The 26,155-nt window shown below is 56.7% G+C and carries 16 protein-coding genes; 15 read left to right on the top strand and 1 reads right to left on the bottom strand.

Annotated elements, in window-relative coordinates; genetic code table 11:
* Positions 1 to 21: 21 nt before the first annotated feature.
* From LBW89_RS20055 to LBW89_RS20005, 11 genes are all read left to right on the top strand, one after another.
* Entirely contained in the window at positions 22 to 1,221 is a 1,200-nt protein-coding gene (locus LBW89_RS20055; RefSeq protein WP_225040062.1) for an NAD(P)/FAD-dependent oxidoreductase, read from the top strand.
* A complete protein-coding gene (locus tag LBW89_RS20050; protein WP_225040060.1) occupies positions 1,218 to 2,222 on the top strand; it encodes a proline racemase family protein in 1,005 nt (334 codons plus the stop codon). Before LBW89_RS20055 ends, LBW89_RS20050 begins: the two co-directional genes overlap by 4 nt.
* A 20-nt stretch (positions 2,223 to 2,242) precedes the next feature.
* Positions 2,243 to 3,259: a proline racemase family protein gene (locus tag LBW89_RS20045; protein WP_225040058.1), complete on the top strand. Its 1,017-nt coding sequence runs from the start codon at positions 2,243 to 2,245 to the stop codon at positions 3,257 to 3,259.
* Between the two features lie 40 nt (positions 3,260 to 3,299).
* Positions 3,300 to 4,193 carry a dihydrodipicolinate synthase family protein gene (locus LBW89_RS20040; protein ID WP_225040056.1) on the top strand — a complete coding sequence of 298 codons (894 nt, stop codon included), beginning with the start codon at positions 3,300 to 3,302 and terminating at the stop codon, positions 4,191 to 4,193.
* Between the two features lie 59 nt (positions 4,194 to 4,252).
* The gene (locus LBW89_RS20035; RefSeq protein ID WP_225040054.1) at positions 4,253 to 5,695 is read left to right on the top strand and encodes an aldehyde dehydrogenase family protein; all 1,443 of its coding nucleotides are present in this window, start codon (positions 4,253 to 4,255) and stop codon (positions 5,693 to 5,695) included.
* Positions 5,696 to 5,705: 10 nt separating this feature from the next.
* Positions 5,706 to 5,984 carry a (2Fe-2S)-binding protein gene (locus LBW89_RS20030; RefSeq protein ID WP_213505671.1) on the top strand — a complete coding sequence of 93 codons (279 nt, stop codon included), beginning with the start codon at positions 5,706 to 5,708 and terminating at the stop codon, positions 5,982 to 5,984.
* A complete protein-coding gene (locus LBW89_RS20025; RefSeq protein ID WP_225040052.1) occupies positions 5,972 to 6,307 on the top strand; it encodes a (2Fe-2S)-binding protein in 336 nt (111 codons plus the stop codon). The genes LBW89_RS20030 and LBW89_RS20025 overlap by 13 nt, the downstream gene beginning before the upstream one ends.
* Complete coding sequence (locus LBW89_RS20020) at positions 6,304 to 7,524, top strand: NAD(P)/FAD-dependent oxidoreductase (RefSeq protein WP_225040050.1); 1,221 nt, start codon at positions 6,304 to 6,306, stop codon at positions 7,522 to 7,524. Before LBW89_RS20025 ends, LBW89_RS20020 begins: the two co-directional genes overlap by 4 nt.
* Before the next feature lie 2 nt (positions 7,525 to 7,526).
* Positions 7,527 to 8,945 carry an NADP-dependent malic enzyme gene (locus LBW89_RS20015; RefSeq protein ID WP_318249418.1) on the top strand — a complete coding sequence of 473 codons (1,419 nt, stop codon included), beginning with the start codon at positions 7,527 to 7,529 and terminating at the stop codon, positions 8,943 to 8,945.
* Between the two features lie 24 nt (positions 8,946 to 8,969).
* Positions 8,970 to 11,264, top strand: coding sequence for a beta-L-arabinofuranosidase domain-containing protein (locus tag LBW89_RS20010; protein ID WP_225040048.1), 2,295 nt, complete (start codon positions 8,970 to 8,972; stop codon positions 11,262 to 11,264).
* A gap of 145 nt (positions 11,265 to 11,409) precedes the next feature.
* Positions 11,410 to 12,297, top strand: a complete 888-nt coding sequence (locus LBW89_RS20005; protein ID WP_225040046.1) for a TetR/AcrR family transcriptional regulator — start codon at positions 11,410 to 11,412, stop codon at positions 12,295 to 12,297.
* Positions 12,298 to 12,367: 70 nt separating this feature from the next.
* Here the strand turns inward: LBW89_RS20005 and LBW89_RS20000 are convergent, their stop codons facing one another.
* The gene (locus LBW89_RS20000; RefSeq protein ID WP_225040044.1) at positions 12,368 to 13,834 is read right to left on the bottom strand and encodes an MDR family MFS transporter; all 1,467 of its coding nucleotides are present in this window, start codon (positions 13,832 to 13,834) and stop codon (positions 12,368 to 12,370) included.
* 320 nt (positions 13,835 to 14,154) lie between these two features.
* Here LBW89_RS20000 and LBW89_RS19995 point away from each other — a divergent pair, with 320 nt between their 5' ends.
* The 4 genes from LBW89_RS19995 (at position 14,155) to LBW89_RS19980 (ending at position 26,118) form a co-directional block, all read left to right on the top strand.
* On the top strand, positions 14,155 to 20,982 hold the full coding sequence (locus LBW89_RS19995; RefSeq protein ID WP_225040042.1) for an invasin domain 3-containing protein: 6,828 nt from the start codon (positions 14,155 to 14,157) through the stop codon (positions 20,980 to 20,982).
* A gap of 261 nt (positions 20,983 to 21,243) precedes the next feature.
* Complete coding sequence (locus LBW89_RS19990; protein WP_225040040.1) at positions 21,244 to 21,879, top strand: copper amine oxidase N-terminal domain-containing protein; 636 nt, start codon at positions 21,244 to 21,246, stop codon at positions 21,877 to 21,879.
* 933 nt (positions 21,880 to 22,812) lie between these two features.
* Complete coding sequence (locus LBW89_RS19985) at positions 22,813 to 24,246, top strand: SWIM zinc finger family protein (RefSeq protein ID WP_225040038.1); 1,434 nt, start codon at positions 22,813 to 22,815, stop codon at positions 24,244 to 24,246.
* 27 nt (positions 24,247 to 24,273) lie between these two features.
* The gene (locus LBW89_RS19980; protein ID WP_225040036.1) at positions 24,274 to 26,118 is read left to right on the top strand and encodes a HEAT repeat domain-containing protein; all 1,845 of its coding nucleotides are present in this window, start codon (positions 24,274 to 24,276) and stop codon (positions 26,116 to 26,118) included.
* The last annotated feature ends 37 nt before the right edge of the window (positions 26,119 to 26,155 follow it).

Genomic DNA, 26,155 nt, shown 5'->3' with positions numbered 1-26,155 from the left:
ACGGAATCGAGGGAGAGGTTCATGAACGCGGAATCAGCGGAAGTCGTGATCATCGGCGGGGGAATTATCGGCATGTCGATCGCCTACTATACGGCAAAAGCGGGAATGGACGTCCTTGTTCTGGAGCGCGGAGAGATCGCGGGAGGCACCTCTTCCAAATGCGACGGGAATATTCTGGCCATCGACAAGGATCCCGGATTTGACAGTCAAATGTCCTTGAAATCACAGGAACTGGTAGCGGAATGGGTGAAGGACCTGGATGAAGAATTCGAGTACCGCGCCCCCGGGAGCATCCTCGTCTGCGAAACCGATGAAGAGATGCTCGCCGCCGAGAGTTGGGTGTCCCGCCAAAGGGAGGCCGGTCTCCCGTTTCGCATGCTGGACCGCAAAGAGTTGCGCGGGGAGTGGCCCTATTTGGCCCAGGACCTCCCGGGCGGCCTGGAATGCGCCACGGATTCTACGGTCAACCCGGTTTTGCTGACCTATGCGTTAGCTTCGACGGCCCGCCGGTACGGGGCGAGGTTACGAACCCATACACCGGTAACCGGCCTTCTGCTGGATGAGAAAAAGCGGATTCGCGGCGTTGAGACGGCGGAGGGCACGATCCATTCAAAAATCGTCATCAACGCGGCCGGGGTCTGGGCCGGGCAAATCGGGCAAATGGCCGGGATCCCCCTCCCGATAGAGCCCCGGAAAGGGCATATTCTCGTCGCTTCCCGGTGGGCGAATATCGGCAAACGGAAAGTGATGGAGTTTGGGTACTTGATCAGCAAATTCGGCGGGAAGCGGCAGGTGGATCCGAGATTCGAACGATATGGGGTCGCTCTTGTTTTTGAACCGACCGCCTCGCAAAACTTCCTGATCGGCTCAAGCCGGCAATTTGTCGGACTGGATAGCCGGGTGGACCAGGAAGTGATCCGGCTAATCGCGGAAAGGGCGATCCGCTTTTTCCCCGTTCTGGAGCACATCCCGCTGCTGCGGACATACGCCGGGCTCAGGCCCTGGACGCCGGATCATCTGCCGATCGTTTCACCCGTTGACGAGGTGCCGGGGTTTTATGTGGCGGCGGGACATGAAGGGGACGGGATCAGCCTGGCCGCGGTTACGGGGAAAGTGGTCAGCGAGATGCTGGGCGGAACGTCGACCTGCATTCCGGTGGAGCCGCTGCGCTATGACCGATTCCGCCAGGGGATTTCCGTAACAGGGGAGGCGATTTATTGAAAGGGTCCAAAATCGTAACAACCATCGATACACACACGGGCGGAAATCCGACGCGAACGGTTACCTCCGGAGCGCCGGAGCTGATCGGCCGCACGATGACGGAGAAGATGGTCTATATGTCCGAACATTACGACCATTTTCGTCAGGCGCTGATGCTGGAGCCCCGAGGGCATGAGGTGATGTCCGGGTGCATTCTGACCGCACCCTGCGACGCCAGGGCCGACCTGGGCGTGGTGTTCATCGAGACCGGCGGTTATTTGCCGATGTGCGGTCATGATACGATCGGCCTCTGTACGGCGCTGGTAGAGGGAGGGATCTATCCCGTAAGCAAAGACGTCATCCGGCTGGATACCCCGGCGGGTCTGGTCGAGGCCAGGCTCGAAATCGAAAAAGGCAAGGTGAAGCAGGTGACCTTCACCAATATCGCTTCTTTTTTATACAGGGAGAATGTTCGGGTTACGGTCGGGGAGGCGGGCGAAATTTCCTTGGACATCGCTTACGGCGGCAATTTTTACGGGCTTGTCGATGCGCGTTCGCTGCAACTGCCGCTCGTTCCGTCCCGGGCCCGGGATATCGTGCGCCTGGCCGTCCGGATCAGGGAGGCGGTGAATCGGGAGATGGAAATCGTCCATCCCGAAATTCCGGTCATCCAGGGACTAACGCATATCGAATTTTTCAGCGATCCGGTGTCTCCGTCGGCTCACTGTCGAAACACGGTGGTCGTGCCTCCGGGAGGCATCGATCGCTCGCCCTGCGGAACAGGGACCTCGGCGAAAGTGGCGACTCTATATAAGAAAGGAGAACTGGCCATAGGGGAGGAGTTCGTTCATGAGAGCATCGTCGGATCGCTGTTTCGCGCCAAAGTTCTGGAGGAAACCGCGGTTGGCGGTCTGACGGCCGTCATTCCCCAAATTACCGGATCGGCTTGGATAATGGGATTTCATCAATTCGTGATGCGGGAGCAAGACCCGCTATACCGCGGTTTTTTTCTTTACGATTGATTATGGTTCGGAGGCTGGACATGGACATCACAAAATGGTATGCGGCGATCGACACCCACTGCTGCGGGGAGCCGCTGCGCATCATCACCGGGGGCTTGCCGCCGATGGAAGGCGCGACGATGCGGGACAAATCGCTGTTTTTCGAGCGGCATTTCGCTTCCGCCAGAAAATGGCTCTTGACCGAACCCCGGGGACATTTCGGGCTGAGAGGGGCGGTCGTGACGGCCCCGGTGACGAAGGAAGCCCGGTTCGGGCTTGTGTTTCTGCATCAAGGGGGCGATTCTTCCATAAATGTCCCCGGTATCATTTCCGCGGTGACGGCATGGCTTGACACCGGTCAGCTGGACCCCGCGGAAGCGGCGAAGGGCATTCGGATCGATTGTCCGGCCGGGACGGTTCGGGCTTATGCGGAATGGGAAGAAGAGGAGCTGCGCGCGGTATCCGTCGAATGCGTGCCCTGCTTTGTTCTGGCGGAGCAACTGATGCTGACCGTGCAGGGGGTGGAAGTAAAAGCGGATCTCGCTTTTAGCGGCGAATGTTACGCGGTGGTCGATGCCGACGAGATCGGCTTGGATTTCGCAGGAGAAGCAGCGCTCCACAAAATACAGGAATGGGGCAGCCTGATCCTTGAGGCCGTGACGAATCGGCTGAACATGGAGCATTCGCGTTTGGACTGGGGTTCAGGAATGTACGGCGTGTTCTTCTACCGCCGGGAAAATCCCGATTCCGGCGGCCGGTTATACCGCAGCACGGCGGTGTTTGCGGGCGAGCAGTTGGACCGCTCCCCCGGAGGGGCGGGGGCCTGCGCCCATATGGCGGTATTGTGGTCACGCGGCCTGCTGGCTCAAGGCGAGAGGGTCACCTACATCGGAATCACGGGAACGGAAGTCCACGCCATGATCCTAAAAGAAACGGAAGCTTACGGGAATAAATCCGCAGTGGTTCCGCGGATAACGGGAAGCGGCCATATCCTGGGATTTATGAATTTGGTTCTGGATCCGTCCGATCCGTTGGCTGATGGTTTTGTTATTTATTAGATGAATTATTAATTATATTAAATGAAGGGCAGGTAGGATCATGCCAAGATTCGAAGGTGTCTATGTGGCTTTGGTGACGCCGTTTACGGCGGATTACGAGGTGGATTACAAGCGATTGGGCGAGCTATGCGAATGGCTTATCTCCCAAGGGGTTCACGGTCTGGTGCCCGCGGGCTCCCTGGGGGAATACGCAACGATGACGGAGGAAGAGCGCGCCAGGGTGGTCGAGACCGTCATCGCGGCCGCGGCCGGCCGGGTCCCGGTCGTAGCGGGTTCCGCGGCTCCGTCCACGAAGCAGGCGGTCGCCTGGGTGAAACACGCGAAGGAAGCGGGGGCAGCCGGGGTGATGGCGCTTCCTCCGATCAATTACCGGCCGCTTGAGCATGAGGTGATCGCTCACTATGAAGCGATAAATGAAGTGGGGCTGCCGATCATCGCTTACAATAACCCGCATGATTACAAAGTCGACCTGACCCCGCAGCTGCTTGCCCGGCTATCCAAGCTGGAAAATATCGTGGCCGTCAAAGAATTTTCGGGGGATATCCGCCGCGTGCACGACATTTTGACCTATACGGATTTGGAGGTGATGATCGGGGTTGACGACCTGTCGATGGAAGGTCCGCTGTTCGGAGCGACGGGGTGGATCTCCGGCGTTCCGAATGCTCTGCCGAAGGAGGGGGTTGAATTGTTCGGGCTGGCAAGACAAGGCAAAGTAAAGGAGGCGACGGACTTGTACCGGAACTTGCTTCCACTGTTCCATTTCGATGCGAGTCCACAGCTCGTTCAGTCCATCAAATACATGATGGAGCTGGCCGGGTTCCCCGCGGGCCCGACCCGGCCGCCCCGTCTGCCTCTGCCGGAAGCCGATTACGAAGCGATTAAACACGCGTACGACCTTGCGGTTAACCGTGGACGGGTTCAACCGGCGACATGACGTCTTTTTGCAGGCTTATCGAATCAGTTCGAAACAGTTCGAAACAGGAGGGATGGGAAATGTGGAACAGCCGAAATTGGATCGGCGGGGAGTGGATCACACCGTCAGCCGGAACCTGCGCCGTAAATAACCCTTCTTGTGTTCAAGAACAGGTAGGGGTGCTGCATTTATCCGATGCTTCCCAAGTCATTCAGGCGGAGGAAGCGGCACGGTCTGCGTTGGCTTCCTGGTCCCGGCTAACGGGTGCCGCAAGAGCGGAGCATCTGTATCGATTGGCCGGCTCGCTGGAATCCAACGTGGAGGAAGTGGTGCGGCTGGCGTGCCTGGAAATGGGCAAGCCGATTGCGGAGATGCGCGGCGAGGTGATGCGGGGCGTCCATCTCCTGCGCTATTATGCCGCGGAGGGGGTCCGGGCCGTGGGCGCGGTCATTCCTTCCAGCGAGAGGGATGTTCTTCAATATACCAAGAAGGTGCCGTTAGGCGTCGTGGGGGTGATTACGCCCTGGAATTTTCCCGTGGCCATTCCGATCTGGAAAATCGCGCCGGCTTTGATCTGCGGCAATACGGTGATTTGGAAACCGGCCGAAATCGCTTCGCTGACCGCCACGCGGCTCGTGGAAATCTTCGCGGAGGCCGGGCTTCCTCCCGGGGTTCTGAATTTGGTGGTCGGCAAAGGGAGCCAGATCGGCGACGTTCTGCTTGAGAAAATTTCGCTCGATGCGGTCAGTTTCACGGGCTCCACGGCTACGGGGACGCGAATCGCTCAACTCTGCGCCAAGCGCAATATCAAGTACCAGACGGAGATGGGCGGCAAGAACGCCGCCATCGTTTTGAACGATGCCGATCTGGAGAAGATTGTCCCCATGGTGGTGAGCGGGGCCTTTCGCTCGGCCGGCCAGAAATGTACGGCGACCAGCCGGATCATCGTCGAATCGGGGATCTACGATGCCTTTGCCTCCGCTTTGCAAAGGGCCGTAGCGGAGCTTAAACTGGCTCCCGCCCTGGACCCTTCGGCTTATCTCGGTCCCGTCGCCTCCTCGAGCCAGTACGGAGCGGTAACGTCTTTCGTCCAACTGGCCCGGAAGGAAGCCGAAATTTTGGCGGAGGGCCCGCCGCCGGCGACCGGCGGGGAGCAGGGCTATTTTATCCGTCCGATCGTGGCCGCCGGCTTGAATGTGCAGCATCCGCTCGTTCGGGAAGAAGTATTCGGTCCGGTTGCCGCGCTGCTGCAAGCCTCCGACTTTAACGAAGCGGTCAGCTTGTGCAACCAGTCCGTTTACGGCTTGAGCGCTTCTCTCTTTACCGAGAATTTGTCCTATGCCCACCGGTTTCTGGATGAGGCTCAGGCCGGGATGGTCCGCGTTAACCAGGAGACGGCCGGAGTCGAGTATCAGGCTCCTTTTGGCGGCATGAAGCTGTCGAGCTCGCACACTCGCGAACAGGGTCAGGCGGCGCTGGATTTCTACACCGAGACGAAAACCTGTGCGATCCGCTACGTATAGGAGGGATTCCATGCACCCATTGACGATTTGCCGCTGCGAGGAAGTCACGCTGAAGCAATTGGAGGAAGCTTACGAATCGGGGTGCCGCACCTCCCGGCAGCTTAAAATGAAAACGCGGGCGACCATGGGCGCCTGCCAGGGACGGGTATGCCGGTACCTGCTGGAGACATGGGTTCAGACGAAAAACCCGCAGGCCATCCCCGACCCGGAAATGCTGCCTTCCCGGCCGCCGATCCGGCCTGTCACCTTCGGGCAGTTGGCAAAGGAAGAGGCTTTATGGACCGAATAGTTCATCATCCCATTCTTGGTTCAATGTCCCCCACGCGTGAAACGGTAAGATTTACGTTCAACGGGCAGGAATTGAGCGGGCTCCAAGGGGAGCCGATCGCGGCCGCTCTGCTCGCTTCCGGAATCCGTACACTGCGTAAGCATGAAGAGTCGGGGACGGCCCGTGGGTTGTACTGTGGTATCGGCCATTGCATGGAGTGCCGGCTCATCGTGAACGGGGAAGGACCGGTGCGTTCCTGCCTGACCCCGCTTGCGGAGGGGATGCGGATTACCGAAGGCCCGCAGCTCCCGAATGAAATCACCGGGAGGAGGCTGCCGCCATGAAGAGGGGCGGATTCGACCTGCTGATCGTCGGCGCCGGTCCGGCGGGATTATCGGCGGCCGCGGAAGCGGCGGCCCAGGGTCTTGGCATTCTGGTGATCGATGAATTCCCGGAACCCGGCGGGCGCATGTTGGGACAGTTTCACGAGGAGAAAGGAAAGTGGTGGGTTGGCAGAAGAGCGGCGGAACAACTGATTGCGACATGCAGGAAGCTTGGAGTGGAGATCCGCAGCGGGGTTTCCGTCTATGGCATGCAGAGGGTCGACAGCCATTGGGTCGTCAGAACCTCGTGCGGGCCGCTGACGGCCCATAGCGTCCTGCTCGCGACGGGGGCGGCCGAAATCCCGCAGCCGTGCCCGGGATGGACGCTGCCCGGGGTCATGTCGATCGGCGCCGCCCAAGTCATGGCCAATGTCCATTACGTGAAACCCGGCCATCGGGGGTTGATCATAGGCGTCAATCCGCTCGCCCTGGCCATCGCCCGCGAACTGGCGGTGAGCGGGGTGACGATCGCGGGGATCGTGCTGCTCGGCCCAGGCCCGCTTACCGGTAAAGAGGCGGGGCCGAAGGAAAATATGGAGCGGCTGATGCGCCTCTCCCATATGGCCCCTTCCCCGCTGCTAAGGATGGGGGGCAGGGCGGCATTCGCGCTCGGGATGAGCGGACTTGTAGCACGATTTTTCCCTAAGCGGGGGTTGAAGATTTGGGGTATCCCTTTAAAGCTTCGCACGGCGGCCCTATCTATTAACGGGGCGAATCGTGCGGAGTCCGTGACCTTGGCTGATATTAACGGCCGCGGAGAACCGATTTCCGGCAGCGAACGGGAGGAGGCGGTGGACTTCGTCGCACTGGCTGGAGGGCTTTACCCTTTGGCCGAGCTGGCTTCGATTGCGGGGTGTCCTTTCGTCTATGCTAAAGAACTGGGCGGCCATCTTCCGCTGCACAATGAGAAAATGCAGACGCCTGTGGAAGGCTTGTATGTGGCCGGGAATATTACCGGAATCGAAGGGGCGCAAGTCGCCATGGCGCAGGGACAGCTTGCCGGCGTCAGCGTCTGTGCGGACGCGGGAGTGTTGGGAGAGCGCCGGGAAGCGAAGCTGACCGCCGCCATGGAACATGTCCGGTGCGTCCGGGCCGGAGCTCTGATTCAATTCCATCCGGACATCCCCGAGGCCCGGAGTCGGTTATATCAAATGCGGGAAAGCTGGAGTGTGAACTAGCCATGTCTGTTGAAGCCGAGAAGGATGAGTACAAGGATAAGTATAAGGTGCTGCGTCTGGAAACGGACGCTGGTGTACCATGGAATACAATAACCGCGCAGCTGGCAGCCACCGGCGAAAATACGCTATCCGTGTTAGCCGAATGGGACGAAGGCGGCCGAAGTTATATGGACATCACGGTCAGCGAATCGGGTTATCCGCAAGTTGCCGACGCATTAAGCAAATGGGATACCGTCAAGCAGGCTCTCGTTTCGGACCCGGCATTACGGCTTCACCTGGACGGGAAGATTGAAGTGGTTCCCAAAACGCCGATCCGCAGCCGGGAAGACCTGTCGTGTGCCTATACCCCGGGGGTAGCCCGAATCAGTACGGCGATTCACCGGAATCCTTCCCTGGCCTACTCTTTTACGATCAAAAGAAATACGGTCGCCATCGTCACCGACGGCTCCGCCGTGCTAGGTTTGGGCGATATCGGCCCGCTTGCGGCCATGCCGGTAATGGAGGGGAAAGCGATGCTGTTCAAACAGCTCGCCGGGGTGGACGCTTTTCCGATTTGCTTGAATACCCGGGATCCCGACGAAATCGTTGAAACCGTCAAAAGAATTTCGCCTGCGTTCGGCGGCATCAATCTGGAGGATATTTCATCGCCTCGTTGTTTCGAAATCGAGAGAAGGCTGACGGAAGAGCTGGATATTCCCGTGTTTCACGATGATCAGCATGGCACTGCCGTCGTTCTGCTGGCGGGATTGATGAATGCGTTAAAAGTCGTCGGCAAAACCCTGGAAGCTTGCAAAATCGTGATCTGCGGCATCGGAGCGGCCGGGGTAGCTTTCACGAAAATGCTGCTGTCCGCCGGCGTAAAACGGATTGTCGGTGTCGATCGCCAAGGCGCTCTTGTCCGGGAGCGGGTTTACGAACGGGAAATCTGGAACTGGTATGCCCAAAATACAAATCCCGCCCTGGAAAAAGGGGAACTGGCCAACGTCATCAAGGACGCGGACATTTTCGTCGGCTTGTCGGGACCGGGGGTATTAAAGGCCGAAGATATCCAAAAGATGGGGAACGACCCCATTGTATTCGCCTTGGCCAATCCCGTACCGGAAATTTATCCGGAAGAGGCGAAGGGGCTCGTTCGCGTCATGGCTACGGGTCGGTCCGATTATCCCAATCAAATCAATAACGTCCTCTGCTTTCCCGGTTTGTTCCGGGGCATATTGGACAGCCGGGCCATCTCAATCACGGACAAGATGAAGCTGGCCGCCGCCGAAGCGATCGCTTCCGTGGTGGAGGAGCACGAACTGCATGAAGGATATATTATTCCCAGTATTTTCAACCCCAAAGTGGTGGAGCGCGTTCGGGAAGCCGTTAGCCGGGCCGCGGGGGAACCTAAATCAAATCCGAAATGGAGCGTTCATTTATGAAACAGGGGTAAAGGAGGGGATGACATGGGGACAGTGACGGAAAATGAAATCATCGTATTAAAAGACATGGAAGCCCTGTATTTGGGCAATCTCGGTACGGTCGAGTTCAACCTCAACTTGCCTCGGGAAGGAAAGTACGGATCAAGCATCACCTGGCAATCGGAAGATACGCGCTTCCTAAGACCTGACGGCAGCGTGTTCAGACCCAAGTACGGAATCGGCAAGCGAACGGTTCGGTTGCGGGCGTCCTTTCAGTATGGCGATTGCGTCAAGGAGAAGATCTATGAGGTTACCATATTGGAGGAGCCGAACAACATCCAAGTCACCCGGATATATCCTCTTCACTTGCAGGCGGAAACAGGCGCGGTCTATCATCTGCCTTCCGTGGCGGTGGTCGAAACGGAGGAACACGAGGTCCTTTCCCATCCCGTGGATTGGGAGGAAGGGGAGGAGCGCTTATTCAGTCAAACGGGAACCTTTCAAGTTTATGGCGTTCTTCGGGATACGTCGATCCCGGTATATGCGGAAGTACAGGTATCCGGCGAACGCAACAAGGAAATCGTGTCGACCGCTCCGACCGTGCACGTTTTTCCCGCCCACCGGATTCGGCTAAAAGACGGAACCGAGTTTAAGGCGGCGCAGGACCGGAGCCTGAAGTTCCTGAAAACCGTCGACGATGACCAGATGCTGTTTAATTTCAGAGCCGCCGCCGGGCTGGATACGCTGGGAGCTCCGGAAATGACCGGCTGGGATTCGCCGGAATGCCTGCTCCGGGGGCACACAACGGGACACTATCTATCCGCGCTGGCTTTGTGCTATGCGGCTACAGGGGACGGGGAGATCAAGCGAAAAGCGGAGTATATCATCGACTCGCTTGCGGAATGCCAGCGGGCCTTTAGCGGCAAGCCCGGATTCCGGGAGGGCTTCCTGAGCGGATACTCGGAGGAGCAATTCGATTTGCTGGAGCGGTTTACGCGTTACCCGGAAATTTGGGCGCCCTATTATACCTTGCACAAAATTTTCGCCGGATTGCTCGACGGATACCGTTATCTCGATAATGAGACCGCGCTGACCGTTGCGGACAAACTCGGGGACTGGGTGTACCGTAGGTTAAGCCGGCTGCCGAAGCCTGTGCTGAACAAGATGTGGAGCATGTATATCGCCGGTGAGTACGGCGGCATGAACGAATCGCTGGCGGAGCTCCACTCCATTACCGGAAAGCCGGAACATCTCGCGGCGGCCAAACTGTTCGACAACGACCGCCTGTTCGTTCCGATGTTTGAAGGAATCGACGCCCTGGGCGGGCTTCATGCCAACCAGCATATCCCCCAGGTCCTCGGCGCTTTGAAGATTTTCCAGGTGACCGGGGAAAAGAGGTATTATGAGCTCGCGAGTTTTTTCTGGCGGGCCGTCACGGAGGCCCATATCTACTCGATCGGCGGAACCGGCGAAGGCGAGATGTTCAGGCAGCCGGGAAGAATCGGCGACTATCTTAGCGATAAAACCGCCGAGACCTGCGCTTCCTATAACATGCTGAAGCTTACGAAGGAACTGTTTGCCTACCGGCCGGAAGCGGCAATGATGGATTACTACGAACGGACGATGTTCAACCACATTCTCGCCAGCTGCGACAGCGAACCGACCGGGGGAAGCACATATTTTATGCCGCTCGGGCCGGGATGGACGAAGTCGTTCGATAGCACCGAGAACACCTGCTGTCACGGAACCGGATTGGAAAATCATTTTAAATATGCGGAGGGCATTTATTTTCACAAGGCGGACACCTTGTATGTCAATCTGTTTGTGTCTTCCACCTTGGATTGGCCGGAGCGGAAACTTAAGATTACGCAAGAAGCGGATAAGCGCCATCCGGGAAATGTGACATTAAAATTTGAGGGGAGCGGCACGCTGGACTTGAAGATTCGCCTGCCTCATTGGGCCTCGGGGAATTATAAGGTGATGGTGAACGATCAAGAAATGGACGATGTCGCAAACGACAACGGCTACTTGTCCATTCGCCGGGAATGGCGGGATGGAGATACGGTCAAACTTGGCTTCGGCTGCAGTCTCCGTTTGGAGGCCGCTCCGGACCGGAAGGAACGGGTGTCGCTGGCCTATGGGCCATATGTTTTGGCCGCGCTTTCGGACGTCAAGGAGTTTTTGCGGCTGCCGTTACGGACGGAGAGGCTGGAAGAGCAATTTACGAAGGAAACGGGTTCCCCAGGGTTGGCTTTTCGCTATAACAAGGCGGATCTCCTTTTTGTTCCGCTTGCGGATGTACATCATGAAAGCTATCATGTCTATTTTGAACTCATCTAGGGATGGATACATGGCTGCCGATGTTTCGGCGGCTTTTTCTTTACCGCGGATACGGATGATGACAAGCTTAAAATCGTTTGCATTCTTGATTCGGTTGTACTATTATATTTGACACTGAAAAGAACGGAATATCGGGGGCTTCTGTATGAGCGTTTTAAAGGAAAAGATTATCCGATCCGCGATCCGGCTGTTTGCGGAGAAGGGGTACCAGGCCACGTCCATTCAGGATATCGCGGACGATTGCAGTATCGCAAAAGGTTCACTGTACAAATTTTTTGTATCCAAGGACGAACTATATATTCGGATCCTTGAGACACGGCAGCAGGAAATGATGCTCGCGGTGGAACGGATCAGACAGAAAGGATTGGGGGCAAGGGAGACGTTTCTGGAGGAAATCGCTTGCCAGATTCATTTTTATATCGAGCATGGCTATTACATCGCCAGGGATCACAATGAACTTACGATGATCAACAATGACCGGATCGGCGGTGTCATGAACCGGCTGCGCGTCGAGATGTTCCGATATTATCGGGATATTCTGGAGCGGAACTATGGAGAAGTCATTTCCACTTGGACGTGGGATGCCACCGCCTTATTAAGCGGCATGATTCGGGAGTACACCTTTCATGTGCTTTTCGGCAGTAAACCGCTGGAACCGCTCATTCTTGCCGCTTTTATCGCGGACAGGATGGATGATCTGGTAACCGGGATCACGGCGAAGCAGCCTGTTCCCTTACTCTCGGATGAACGGATGGCGGAATACGCGAGAGTTGAGATGAAGTCTTTACATGACCTTCACGAAGAGCGGAAAGCGGGACTTTTCGATGCCTTGACCTCCCTAATTCCCGGTTTGACCGTACCCAATTCCCGAAAAAAAGATCTGCTCGGCGTTTTGGAAATGCTAGCGGTCGAAATCAAGGCGGAGCAGCCCCGCACCTTCCTCGTTCACGCCTTACTGAAGGACTTGGCCTCGGAAAACGAGCTGGCCTACTATATCCATCAGCTCCGTCCTTTGGTGCTGGAACAATTGTAAAAACGCAAAAGAACCTCCGCGGAAGGAGGTTCTTTCTTTTTGCTTGCCGCCGACAATACGGGCTGGAGGATCATGGCTTGCCGGTTTCCGAAGAAGGGAGTTGCGGCCTTCTTAAAAAGAAGCTTAACGCCAATCCGACCAACGCGATACAGGCGGCCAGTAAAAAGGTTTCGCCGTAGGCGGCCATACTTCCCTGCAACAGACCGGCGGCATCCGAACTTTGTGCCTGATTCGCCGTTAACCTGGACGAGAGGACGCCTGTGAAACCGGCGATGGCAAAGGAAGAGACCACCTGTTGGGTTGCGCTCGTGAGCGGGGTGACTCTGCTGACCAGGGCGGGAGGAGTCGCGTTGAGCACATGGGTATTCAGCGACATCATGGAAAGTCCCATCCCGGATCCCAAAAAGAATAAAGCCAGCAGAATCATCACGAGCGGGGTGTCCATCTTCAGGAACGACATCGCGAAAAGCGCCGCCGAGATCAGCGTCATCCCGACGATCAAAGGAGGACGCGCCCCGACCTTGTCGAAAAGCTTGCCCGCCATCGGCATAAAAATCATCGCTCCGATCGCTTGCGGCAGCATGATCAGCCCCGTCTGAAATGGAGAATAAAATTTGATCTGCTGAAGGAGAAGCGGAAACAGCAGTACGGTGCCGAACAAAGCGGTCTGCATGATCCACAAATTAATAATTCCCCGCGTAAAATCCGCCGTTTTGAATACCCGCAGTTCCATCAGAGGCTGAGGGTGCCGGAGGCAGTTCGCGATAAATAAAAGCAGCGCGGCTCCTCCCACCGCGAGGCCCGTCAGTGTCCGGGGTGAGGTCCAGCTTACCCCGCCTTCGCTGACTCCGAATGTGATCATGGCGAAAGCCAGCGGTCCCAGGACCATCCCGCGAATGTCCAAAGAAGATGCCGTATTCCCCGGGAAAGAAGGCAGGTGTTTCGCACCGATCAGAATGCCCATAATCCCGATGGGGAGATTGATCAGAAATATCCACTGCCAGTTCACGTATTCAACCAGCCAACCGGATAGCACCGGGCCAAGGGCGGGAGCCAGAAGCATGGGGATCCCGAACATGCCGATGACCGCCCCTCTTTTATCGGGGGGTGCCAGCCGGTATACCATGGCGGTCCCGATCGGCGACACCATGCCTCCGCCAAGTCCCTGGATGACCCGGAAAAGAATCAGCTGTTCCGGTGTTCTGGCAAGGCTGCACAGAATGGAGCCCAACGTGAATAAACCAATGGACATCAGAAACACGCGTTTGGGTTGAAACTTATCCGACATCCAGCCTGCCAGCGGGATTACCGCAGAAAGGGCGAGAGTATAGGCGGTGACGGACCATTGAATCACTTGAAGTGACGTATCAAAATAATGGACCAGTGTGGGAACGGCGACATTTACAGCGGTACTGTCGAGAATGACCATAAACGTCCCGATAATTACAGCCATCAGAGGAGCGAACAACTGTTTGATGGAAAAGTCCTTCGACTGTGACTGTGCGGTGCTTTGGGATGAAACGGATGGACTGGACATCTTGCATAACCTGCTTTCGTAAAATAATTTGGGACGCAAACTCCCGAGTGAAATGCATTGAAAAAAAACGGGTAGTTCGCTAAAATGACCAATGAGTTTTACATAAAACCAACAGGTCAAATATTACTGCCGAGCGGGGATTATGTCAAATCCCATTTTTAGAGAAGGAGAAAATATTTTAAAAATTAACTTTCGTTAATCGTCTGTCGCAACTTCCTCTGTTAGAATGACCGTCGAGGTATAGGCATAAAGTCCGGTTATTAAAATCCAGGCCTATACCCCTGTTAAGGTCATTCAAATTAGCGAAGGGGAGGTTATACTTGCACAGACTGAAGAAAATCGGCGTATTGGCGCTTGCCCTGGTCCTGGCCATTCCCGCATTTGCTCCTCGCGTTTATGCGGCTTCCGCCGCGCCATCGGGCGTTAAGGCATTTGGGGCGGGTTATCTCCATACCTTGCTCATCGCGGAAGACGGGACGGTTTGGGGAATGGGAGACAACGGTGCGGGAGCGTTGGGCGACGGCACGACGACCAACTCGTTTCGGCCCGTCCAGGTGATGAAAGCCGACGGAAGCCCGCTTACCAATGCCGCGGCCGTCGCGGGCGGGGGATACTTCTCGGTCGCGCTTTTGAACGACGGTACCGTCTGGACATGGGGCAGAGGAGCCTATGGGAAATTGGGCAACGGGGCATCGGACAACCAGTATCGGGCCGTCCAGGTTATCCAGTCGGACGGCAGTCCTTTAACTCAAGTTCACAGCATCGCCTCGGCCTACGACCATACATTGGCGTTAAAAGATGACGGGTCGGTTTGGGGTTGGGGTTCGAATTCATCCAACCAGTTAACGGATTATTATGACATCAGTATCCAGCGGGCCGTACGGATCAAAGCCTCGAACGGGTCCTACTTGACCGATGTGAAGGCGGTCGGCGGCGGGGATTACCATTCCATGGCCCTCAAAGAGGACGGCACCGTCTGGGCTTGGGGATATGGCGGCTTTGGCGCGCTCGGTAACGGTTCGACGGCGGATTCCGTATATCCCGTGCAAGTTACGGATTCCAGCGGAGCGCCATTGACGGGAATCACCGACCTCAAGGGCAACCGGCTCGGGGGGATGGTTCTTAAGGAGGACGGTACCGTCTGGTCTTGGGGTTACAATGAAAACTACAATCTGGGCAATCCCGGGGTAACGTCATCCAATCGGGCCATTCAGGTATTACAAACGGGATCGGTCCCCCTTACCGGGGTATCCAGGATCTCCGGAGGCGGCCGTTTAAGCATGGCGCTGAAGAGTGACGGAACGGTCTGGTGGTGGGGCATGCAAAATCGCAACCTGCAAGTCGCAACAAAATTTCTGAGCGACGCCCGTGAGATTTACGCCGGAGACAACCACGGACTCGTCATGAAAGCGGACGGTACCGTATGGGGGGGAGGCTGGACAAGCAAAGGGGAGTTGGGGACGTCTTACGAAACGACTTACATTTACTACACCAGCCCGATCCAAGTCTATCCCGCCCGAACGAATATCAGCGCCGACCCGCCGACCCTCTTGGCGGACGGAACCGGGAAGACCACGGTCACCGTTACCTTAAAGGAGGGGAGCGGCTATAACATCGGCAAAAGTGAAGGAAGCGTTCAACTGAACACTACGTTAGGCACATTGGGACCGGTGACCGATCACGGGGACGGAACGTATACGGCTGAACTAACCGCGTCAAAGACTTCCGGTACGGCTACGATCACCGGAACGATTAACGGTTATCCGTTGACCGCGCCCGGGAAGGTGACGATTAAACCGCTGGGTCCCTCGCTGTCCAAGTCGACGCTGACGGCCAATCCTTTGTCGGTTCCGGCGGACGGCGCCAGTTCTTCGACCCTGAGTTTACAACTGATCGATGACAACGGAAACGCCTTGACCGCGAGCGGAGGAACCGTTCAAATGAGTACGACCGCCGGGACGCTGACGCCGGTCACCGATCATAAGAACGGCACGTACACCGCCGTTTTGAAGGCGCCGGTCGCGGTAGGCTCAGCCGTGGTTACGGCCAAGCTGGGCGGGCAGACCATCGCGCAAACCGCGACGGTACAGTTTGTACCGGGAGCCGCGTCGGCGTCCGCATCGGAGATTTCGCTCGATGCGAGCCAGTTGCAAGCCGGTAAGGGGACCGCAACGGCGACCGTACGGCTAAGGGATGCCAACGGGAATCCTTTGACCCAAGGCGGGGATACGGTCGTTATTCAAAGCGCGAACGGCACTATAGGCAAAGTGAACGATCTTGGAAACGGCACGTATACCGCCGTGTTCAAGGCCGGAACGACCGCCGGAACCGGGAAGGTCGGCGCGACGGTCAATGGCGCCGTTTTGCAGCGGACGGCGGATGTAACCATCACGGCGGACGAGGTATCGTACGAGATTTCGACGTTGACCGCGGACGATTCCGCCATTGTTGCGGACGGCGGCAGTTGGACGAATATCACGCTGACGCTCAAGGATCAATATGGAAATTCCCTGTCAAACCGTGCCGGAAAACCAACATTATCCACTACAGCCGGCACTCTTTCGGCGGTAACGGACCACGGGAACGGAAGCTATACGGCTAGGCTATTTTCGAGCTCCGTTACAGGCGCGGCTACCGTATCCGCCAGGATGGGGTTGAGCTTTAAGCAAACCGTTCAAGTCGCGTTTATACCGGGAGCCGCGTCGGCCGACCAATCCGTACTGTCCGCCGACAGCAGCACCCTTGCGGCAGGAACGGGAAAAACCATGTTGACCGTGAAGCTGAAAGATATCCACGGTAATGCTTTGACCACCGGCGGGGACGCGGTCACTTTGCAGACGACCGGCGGCACGCTTGGCGCTGTGGCCGATAAAGGCGACGGGACCTATACGGCCGCCCTGACCGCCCCCCGGAACGCCGGCACCGTCTCGGTCTCCGGAGCGGTCAACGGCGTGAAGCTTCGGCAAACGGTGGAGTTGAGCGTCGTTCCCGGCCCCGTGTCGGAAGCGACGTCCGTAATCAACGTTGACGCGGGGACACTTCCGGCCAACGGGACGAGTAAGGCCACCGTTACCGTCCGTCTGAAGGACGCGTACGGCAATCCGTTGACGGCTTCGGCTGGGAAAGTCCTGCTGTCTGCGACGGCCGGAACGCTAAGCGCGGTGATCGACCGGGGAGACGGAACTTATTCCGCGACCTGGACGGCGCCGACGGCGGCCGGAACGGCAACGGTGACGGGCAGCATCGGGGGGAGGGCCTTGGCAAGCAAGGCCACCGTCTCCTTCGTGCCCGGCTCGGCTTCGCCCGCCGCCACGTCCGTGTTGGCGGGCCCGGACGCCATTACCGCGGACGGCGTAAGCTCGGCGACGGTGACGGTCCAAGCCAGGGACGTGTACGGCAACCCGATTACGCAAGGAGGCGACAGGGTTGCCCTGGAAACCACCGGTGGGACGTTGTCCAAAGTAACGGACCGCGGGGACGGAACTTATACGGCGACCTTGACGTCATCCACGCAAGCGAGCAAGGCGACCGTAAGCGCCGTGCTGAACGGTACGAAGGTATCGCAAGTGGCGGAAGTCACGTTCGTGGCCGGCCAGGCTTCCTCGGCGACATCGGAATTGTCCGCCGGAACTGCCGCGCTGACGGCCGATGGGATCAGCTCCACCGCCCTCACCGTTCGATTGAAGGATGCCTATGGCAATGCTTTAGTCAAGGGCGGCGATCACGTTGCTTTTCAAACGACGGCCGGCGGCGTCAGCCAAATCGCCGATCTGGGGAATGGCGTTTACACCGCGGTGTTGACGGCACCCCGAACAGCCGGAAGTGGAACAGTAACGGCAACGGTAAACGGGGCGGCTCTCCGCGAGACGGCATCCATCGCGTTTTTGCCGGGCGCGGCCTCTCCGGAAACCTCCTTGTTGATTCCGGAATTTCCGGCCATTACGGCGGACGGCACCAGTACATCCAAAGTAACGGTCCGGCTGATTGACGCGAGCGGAAACGAATTGGACCGCGGCGGCGATCACGTTGTGTTGACCACAACGGCCGGCGCCCTCGGTGCCGTGGAGGACAACGGCGACGGAACCTATACGGCCGTGCTGACCGCAGGCACCGTTACGGGCCTTGCCCAATTGTCCGGTACGGTCAACGGCGAAGTGTTCCAGCGGTCCGCCGCGGTCGAGTTTGTTGCCGGAGCCGCTTCAGCCGCTCATTCGGTTCTCGAGGCGGATACGCGTGAATTGACGGCAAACGGGGTCAACTCGACCAAGGTCACGCTGCGGCTGAAGGACCGCTTCGGCAACAGCCTGAATGCCGGCGGCGATCGGGTCGAAATCCAAACGAGCGCCGGAACGCTAAGTTCCGTGACGGATCAAGCGGATGGGACCTACACGGCCGTATTGACATCCGGTACGAAGGCCGGATTGGCGGAGCTGACCGGTACCGTGAACGGCGTCGCCTTAGCGGCCGGAACCCCGATCGAATTTCGGCCTGACGGAGCGGCGGCGGAAACGACGGCTTTGTCGGCGGACCGGACCGCCGTAACCGCGGACGGCAGCAGTAAAGCCGTGGTGACGATCCAGTTGAAGGACGAGTTCGGCAATGAGCTGGGCACGGACGGCGGAGCGATTCAACTGAAGCTGTCCACCACACTCGGCATATTGACGGACGCGAAATATACTTCAAGCGGACGCTATACGGCGGAACTCTCTTCCGCAGCGGCCGGAACGGCCGTTGTGACAGGGACGCTGGGCGGCGTACCGATCGGCTCTTCGGCCACCGTGTTCTTTGAGCCGGGGAGACCTTCCCCGGCGACCTCCACGGTGGGGGCCAACCGGACTACATTGATCGCGGACGGCAGCGATGAAGCGCTCATCACCGTCCAGCTGAAGGATGCTTCCGGCAATACGGTGCCGGATAGCGGAGCTCCCGCGGTGATCCGCATCGACTCGACGCTCGGAACGGTCACTTCCGCCGTTTATGAGGCGGATGGAAGGTATACGGCCCGTTTGATTTCGACCACGGCCGGGACAGCCACCGTTACCGCTGCGATTGACGACGTCATTGTGGCCGATACGGTCCAGGTGGAGCTTCTGCCGGGGAACGCTTCAGCCCCGGCCTCGGAGCTGACGGTGAACAGGGAAGCTCTGCCGGCCAACGGTAATGCGGCGGCTCTCATTACCGTCAAGGTTAAAGACGCATATGGCAACCCGACGACGGCTCCGGGAGGAGTGCGTCTCGAGACGACGCTCGGAACCGTAACGGAAGCCGCCTACGGAACGGCCGGTGAATACACGGCTGAAATCCGTTCCACGGAGCCGGGGATTGCGGATATCCACGCCTGGATCAACGGGACGGAGGTTCCCGGCGGCGTCCGGGTTACTTTTGCCGACGGAATCTGGTTTACTCCGCCATCCTATCGGTTACAGATCGGAGAGTCGCAGCGGACCGTCGTGGAAGTTACGTATGGCGATGTGACGGCGGATATAACTTCGGAAGCAAGCTTTGAATACAACGACGGCTCGATTCACGTCGGTCAGGCCGCGGATGGCTACTGGTACATTACCGGTCTGCAGCCGGGCACGACCGTCATTCAGGCGGTTTACGAGGGAAACGGCGGCAGATTGACGGCCAGAGCGCCCGTTACGGTCTATGCCGTACCTACCCGGCTTGCTTTCGGTGCCGCAGGCTACGAAGTGAAGGAAGGAGAACAACTCCAACTGGAACTTAACGCGACCTATTCGGACGGGACCTCGGCCGAGGTTTCCGGCGATGCGTCATTTCACTTGGGCGGCGAAGATATTGCGGCGGTGGACACCGCCGGAAGATTGCGCGGACTAAAGGCCGGCACAACGTGGGTCAGCGCCACTTACGAGGGTTTCACCGCTACGGCCGAGCTTCATATTTTACCGGGTTCCGTGAAGCATGACGGGTCTGAAGGGGAAGGGCCCGGTCGTTCCGGAAGCACGCCTTCCAGCGGAGTTGTTATTCCGCCGCGAACGAGTTCCCAGGGGGAGTTGAACATCGATTTACTGTTGGACGGAGTGGCCGGCCGGACCATCGTTTTGAAAGCCGAACAAATTCGCAGTGGGGTGATCGCCATCGAGACGAGGGAAGGAAGCAAAGAATGGGCTCTCCTTGTGAAGCCGGCCGTCCTGGATCACCTGCTGGAGCAAAACGGCGGGATGAAGCTTGAATGGCGTACGCCGCTCGGAGACTTGGAGCTTCATTTGGCTGATCTCCATAGGTTCAAAGCGCAACCTTCTCTGGATTCGATCCGTCTGTCGCTGGAAAGTCTCGGCCCGGAAAGAAAGTCGCGGATTCTGGGGCTCGCGAAGAAGATGGAAGCGGAGCTTCGGATCGAGCCGTTCCTTCTGCAGCTAAGCGGGATGAAATCCGACGGCACGTTCCTGGAAACCGACGATCATCCGATCGCCTTAATATTTGAACCGGCGAGGGACATTCGGGTACCGAGCCTTCATTTGACGGCGGCGACGCTTGATGAAAGCATCGAGTCCTTCCGATATGTGCCGGCACGGTTCGGAGCCGATGGCGCGGTTGCATTCAAACTGCCGGGTTCCGGCATTTACACCGTGTTGGAGAACCATCGAAGTTTCTCCGATCTAAATGGGCATTGGGCCCGGCTGGATGTGGAGATGATGGCTAACAAGCTCATCGTGATGGGAACGGATGATGGCAGGTTCGAGCCGGAACAATCCGTTACGCGCGCCGAGCTGGCAGCTATGCTGGTTCGTATGCTTGGCCTGGTCTCCGCTTCGGAGACGGCCGCCTTCCGCGACATCTCGGGCAAGTGGTATGAAGCCGAGATTACGGCCGCTTTTCGGGCCGGTTTGGTGAAGGGGGATGAGAACGGCGATTTCCGCCCGGATGCGGCGGTGTCAAGGCAGGAGATGTTTGTCATGATCTCCAGGGCTATGGAGACAGCCGGTTTCGCACATTCGTCCGCGGAAAGATTCGATCCGTATGCCGACCATGCAACCATTTCGGGTTGGGCGGCCCCGGCGGTCGAAAGTCTGACGGAGGCGGGACTCCTGAAAGGGAACCCCTCCAACCTGGTAAAGCCGCTGCAAACAGCGACGCGAGCCGAAGCCGCCGCAATTTTTGCGCGATGGCTGCAGCTCGAAAAATAAAGGGAAGGGCCAGTGGGCGACGTGTTCGCCGACCGGCCCTTTTTTGACGGTCAGGATATCCCGGTCGAATTTCCCGGCGGTTCAAAAGCCTGCCGATCCTAATGGTACTCCGTCCGTAAATGAACATAAGCTTGCAAGGAGAGCCGGTACCGGCTCTTTTTGTCGTACATGGAACTGATGAGTTGACTAGATCGACAAAATTTTTAAAATCCAGTAGTCTAGTATTGATTGGAAAATTGAACCAAGGGGGAAATACGTCAGATGAGAAAAAAAGCAGTGTTGGGTGCGATGGCCATTCTATTTTTATTGTCGAGCGCAAGCGTATCCGCCCATCCCGGCAGAACGGACGCCAAAGGCGGTCATTACTGCCGGACCAATTGCGCGAAATGGGGACTTGAGGACGGAGAATATCACTATCACAACGGGGGAAGAAGTTCTTCCCAGAGCAAAAGCAAGGTTCCTAGCGCTTCTTCATCTTCCAAGTCGAAGAAAAAGACGACGACAAAAACTTCAACCCGCAAAACGCCTTCGGCCGATTACGCGACATCTTCGCTTAAAGTTTTCGTGAACGGACAGGCGGTAGCTTTTAATAATACTCCGGTAATTTACCAAAGCACGAACCTGGTTCCTCTGCGGGAGATGGCCGAAGGGATGGGAGCAGCCGTTAACCTGGACAAAGACAGCGGCACAATTGTCGTCAGCAAAGATACGAACAGCGTGACGATGACCATCGGCAGCAAAACGGTTACCTATAACGGCGAAACCGAAACCGTGTCGGCAGCGCCGAAAGTGATAAAAGGCGTGACCTATGTGCCGGCGCAAGTGCTGGCCAGAGGCCTGGGCGCTAGTCTGGAATTTGACAGCGACAACCATTCGCTGATGATCACTTTGCCATAAAGCAATTTCGCTATATTAGGTTGAACCAATGCATTGGCGTTGGGGAAGGATATAAACAGTTTCGCAAATACGTCAAAAATACGTCATCGACAATCCACAATTGGAGATATATCGGAGTTCACATCTTTAACGGGAAAACTTCCCGCTAATGTACCGATCTCGGCTCTTTTATCGGATTTAGCTGGAAAAACTCCATCTATTTCGCCGCCCTATTGCCAATTGGCGCAATTTCAGGCGAATTAGCAGGAGATTCTCCAGCTAATTCGCCTTTACAGCCGCCTGTGCACCAAATTAACGGGAAGAATTCCTTTTAATTCAATGAGCTGCAGGTGAAGAATGTGAAAAGAACCCTTTCCACTGCTGTATAGCGACACCCTATGAGACATCAAGCCTGCCGCAGACATACTAATCCGTATTAAGCCCGCTGTGATCGAGGTGCCTAGTGCTCTTACAACTCTAAAAGATGCAAATCTGCAGGTATTTAGGGTCGATCCACGAGGGTATGCGAAAAAAGATGCAAATCCGCAGGTATTTCTAGCGATTTTAGAGAAACAAGCCGGTTTAGTTGAAAATTCCTGCAGAATTGCAGGAATTTTGAAATTTTTGCTCCGAACGAGAAAAAACATGCAGATATGCAGGAATTCTTGTTAGTCAAGGTTGTCTGACGGGCTCCTAGTCTGCAATCCATAGTTCAAACTATATAGTTATATGAATTCAAGAAGAAGTTCCATAAAATATATTATGCAAACCATATGTAAATCAATGGTGCAAACCCGTATATACGGGTTCTCTTTTCATCATACCGAATATATGTTCTTATTGGGACTTTAGTAGGTAGGGCTGCCTGCCAATTTTAGGTATGATATAGATGATGGGCTTATATGATAATTTTAATAGTTCTGACAACTTACGATGGTGGGGGGGAACGGCATTTTGATGGAGATTACGGAGACTTGGATCGACTCACTGGCGCCCAACAGCGCGGCGATCAAGAATGGTCAAGACTTGAACAAAAAGGGAAAATACATAGAACTGCACCGGTCCGAAGACGGTCAAGTCCTGTTTGGACTGTGTGCGGGAAGCGGAAAAACACCGTATGCGCCATCCGCGGATTTCGCGATTCCGGACAAACCGGTCATGCGCTGCAGCTGTCCGAGCCGGCAGTTCCCGTGCAAGCATGTCTTGGGCCTCCTGTACGCTTATGCGGAGGGAAGACCGTTTACGCCGGCGGAGGTGCCGGAAGATCTGGCGGCCAAACGGGAGAAAGCCGGGAAACGGGAAGAGAAGAAAGCGAAGGAAGCGGTGACGGCCGCCGAAGCCAAGCCAAAAAAAGTCAATAAATCGGCGCTTAAGAAGAAGATCACGGCGCAACTCGAGGGGTTGGAACTGCTTGAGAAATTAACGCAGTCCTTGATTCGGCGCGGTCTCGGCACGCTGGATGCCAAAGAGCTCAAAGTGATTCAGGAACATATGAAGCAAATGAAAAGCCATTATTTGAACGGAGCGCAAATTCAGCTTGGTAAGCTGTTTCTCCTCCTGTCGCAAAAGGACGGCAAAGAGCGGGCTTATTCCTTGGCCGCGGATCAGCTTGCGATCATTCACGCTTTTATCAAAAAAGGCCGGGCCCATTTAACCGCTAAGCTGGAGGATCCCGAGCTTGCGCTGGATCATGAATCCTCGATCGAAGAATGGCTCGGACACGCCTGGCAGTTGACCGAACTGAAAGAGGCGGGGCTGGTCGCGCCGGCTGCCGAACTGATTCAGCTGGCTTTTACCAGCTATGATGATACCGCCCGGCAGGAGTATGTTGACTGCGGCTACTGGATTCAGCCGGACAGCGGGGAGATTCACTATACCGTTCAATATCGCCCCTATAAAGCCGCGAAATTAATGAGGGAGGAAGACAGCTTCTTTGAGGTCGCTATCGTTCCCGAGCTGTACCGGTATCCCGGAGGTCTGAACCGGCGCGTCCGTTACGAATCCATGACATCGAGAGCGTTGGAGAAGAGCGATCTAAACCGGATACGCGAGCATGCGGCGGAATCTTTTGCGGAGATCGTAAAAAGCGTGAAAACCCAGCTTAAAAACCCGTTGGCCGATCCCAATCCGGTCGCACTGCTGTCTGTTGACAAGGTGGTCGCCGATGGAGAGGGAAGGCTGTTTGCCGCGGATCGGCAGGGAGACACCCTGGAGCTTCGCGACATCCTGGATAACGGCACCGTTCATCTATTGAAGTTTCTGCCAGAAGACGCTCTAAGTGAGATTGCGATGCTAGCGATGTTTCATCATGATTCTCTCAGCGGTCGACTTGCCGTGCAGCCGCTGACGATTTTAACCCGGGAAGAACGGGTCCGGTTGCTCTACTAACAACGCGAATTGGAGGAACGTTTACATATGAGTCAAGCCTTACTAATGGAGCTGAACGATGAAATCCGGCGTCTTTATATGGCGGGGAGCGATCTGGCGGCCGGGGATTTTCGGTTAAAAAGGCTGCTTCCGTCTTTTCAACAGCTGGGGGAACGCGCTCCGGTGTTTAAAAAGCTGGCCGAAGGGGTGGAGTCCTTGATCGGCGAAGGCGGCGGGGCGGAATCGGCCCGGCGGCTCCAGGATGTCAATCTTTTGCTTCAGTCGGTGCTTCGTACCCAGGGAAAAGGCTCCGCCGAAGGGGAAACGGCTTTGTTGAACAGCAAGCCCGTCTCGTTGAAGACGATCCGGTCGTACCGGAAATTGTCGGCGGTCCGGCAGGCCCTGACGACGCGGGGCGGCGGGCGGCATGAAATCATCGTCGAAGCTTTCCGCGAAGGGTTGTTTCAAGACCTGCGCCTGCTTCCGCTAGCCATCGAAGCGTTAAACGATCCATACGCGGAGATCGCCGATTTTGCCATGAACGATATTTTACCGTCTTACGGTCCCGAAATCGTACCCCACTTGCTTGAAAGCTTTCAACCGGGCGGGGGGAGGGTTGAAGCCCGCAAGCTGACCGTTATCGCGCGATGCGGCGGCGACGAGGTGCTTTCAGCGATCTGTGAAGCGGCCGCTTCTGGGTCCGATGAAGTGCGCACGACGGCGATTCGCCTGTTGGCGGGGCATGCCGATTACGAAGAGACCCTGCTGGACTTCAGCCGCGACAAGAAGAAGAGTATCCGCGAAGCGGCGTATCAGGCCCTGGCCGACAGCGACTGGGCGAGCGCTGCCGAGCGTCTTTATGAGGCGTCCAAAGGGAAGGACAGCGAACTCGTGAGTCCGGCGCTTAACCGAAGCCGGTCAGAGCTGCTGATCAATTGGTTGGTACGGGATTATGCGGAATTGCTTCAATCGGTCGAAAGCGCGTATCCTGAGAAAGAGATCGACAGGGAGGTTTCGCTGCAAAGCAGACGGTATTTCTGGGCAGTGCATGGCAAGACCGGCCCCGAGATGGAGCCGATGTACTTACAGGTTTTGCGAAAGTATTCTTTCTACGCGCACACATTAGGCTGGACTTTTTTGACGGATGCAGCGTTGCAGTACATAAACGGGGTGAATTCCGAAGAAGGTCGGCAGCTTATCCGGGCAGCGGTGGATACCGAAATGGAAAAGACCGCGGGAACCAGCGCTTTCGTGCGTGAAACATTAGTCAAGGCGCAGCCCGTACTGCCTCCGGACCGGCTTTACGAAGCCTATGCGGGGGTCCTCAAAGACCGTTTGAACGCTTCCCCATTGAGCAAGATCGCCACCACCTGTAAACAACTGCTGGATACGTTGGAAGATCTGGTGATCCAGCGTAAATACCTGGAGGACCAACCGGTTTGGGCGGATGAGAAGAAGAGCTATGTGTTCACGGTCGAAATGCTTCCGCCGGAGGAAGTTGCCGTCACCTGGGATTCCCGTTGGCTGGATCATTTTATCGCGCTCGATCATTTGGCGCTGGTCAGTGCTTTTGCCCGGCCGGGACATGAAGGGGTCTCTTCCTACCTGCTTGACAAACTGAGCAAATCTCCGGAGTTTCGCAACCGTTTCGCCAATCTGGCCGTCATGGGGCTGGTTCGCGCGGGCATCCCGGAGGGGGAGCTCCATGAAGCGCTGGTCCGTGCGCTGGAGGACGAGCGGAATACGGAATGTCGCGAAATCGAGCCGTTTCTGTTCGAGCAGCTGTCCCGTTTACCGGCGTCCTATGCGGGCCGGATTCGGGCGGCTATGCCGAAATTCGCCTCCGATGCGGTCCTGCAGCTCGGCTATATTTTGAAGACCATGGAATCGTAAGTCATCCATTAGCATCCATTCATTTCTAAAGGAGAGA

The organism is Paenibacillus sp. alder61 (genome assembly GCF_020179875.1).
Classification (GTDB): Bacteria; Bacillota; Bacilli; order Paenibacillales; family Paenibacillaceae; genus Fontibacillus; species Fontibacillus faecis.
The sequence above is the reverse complement of the archived record's forward strand: the minus strand, read 5'-3'. Positions and strand labels throughout refer to the sequence as shown.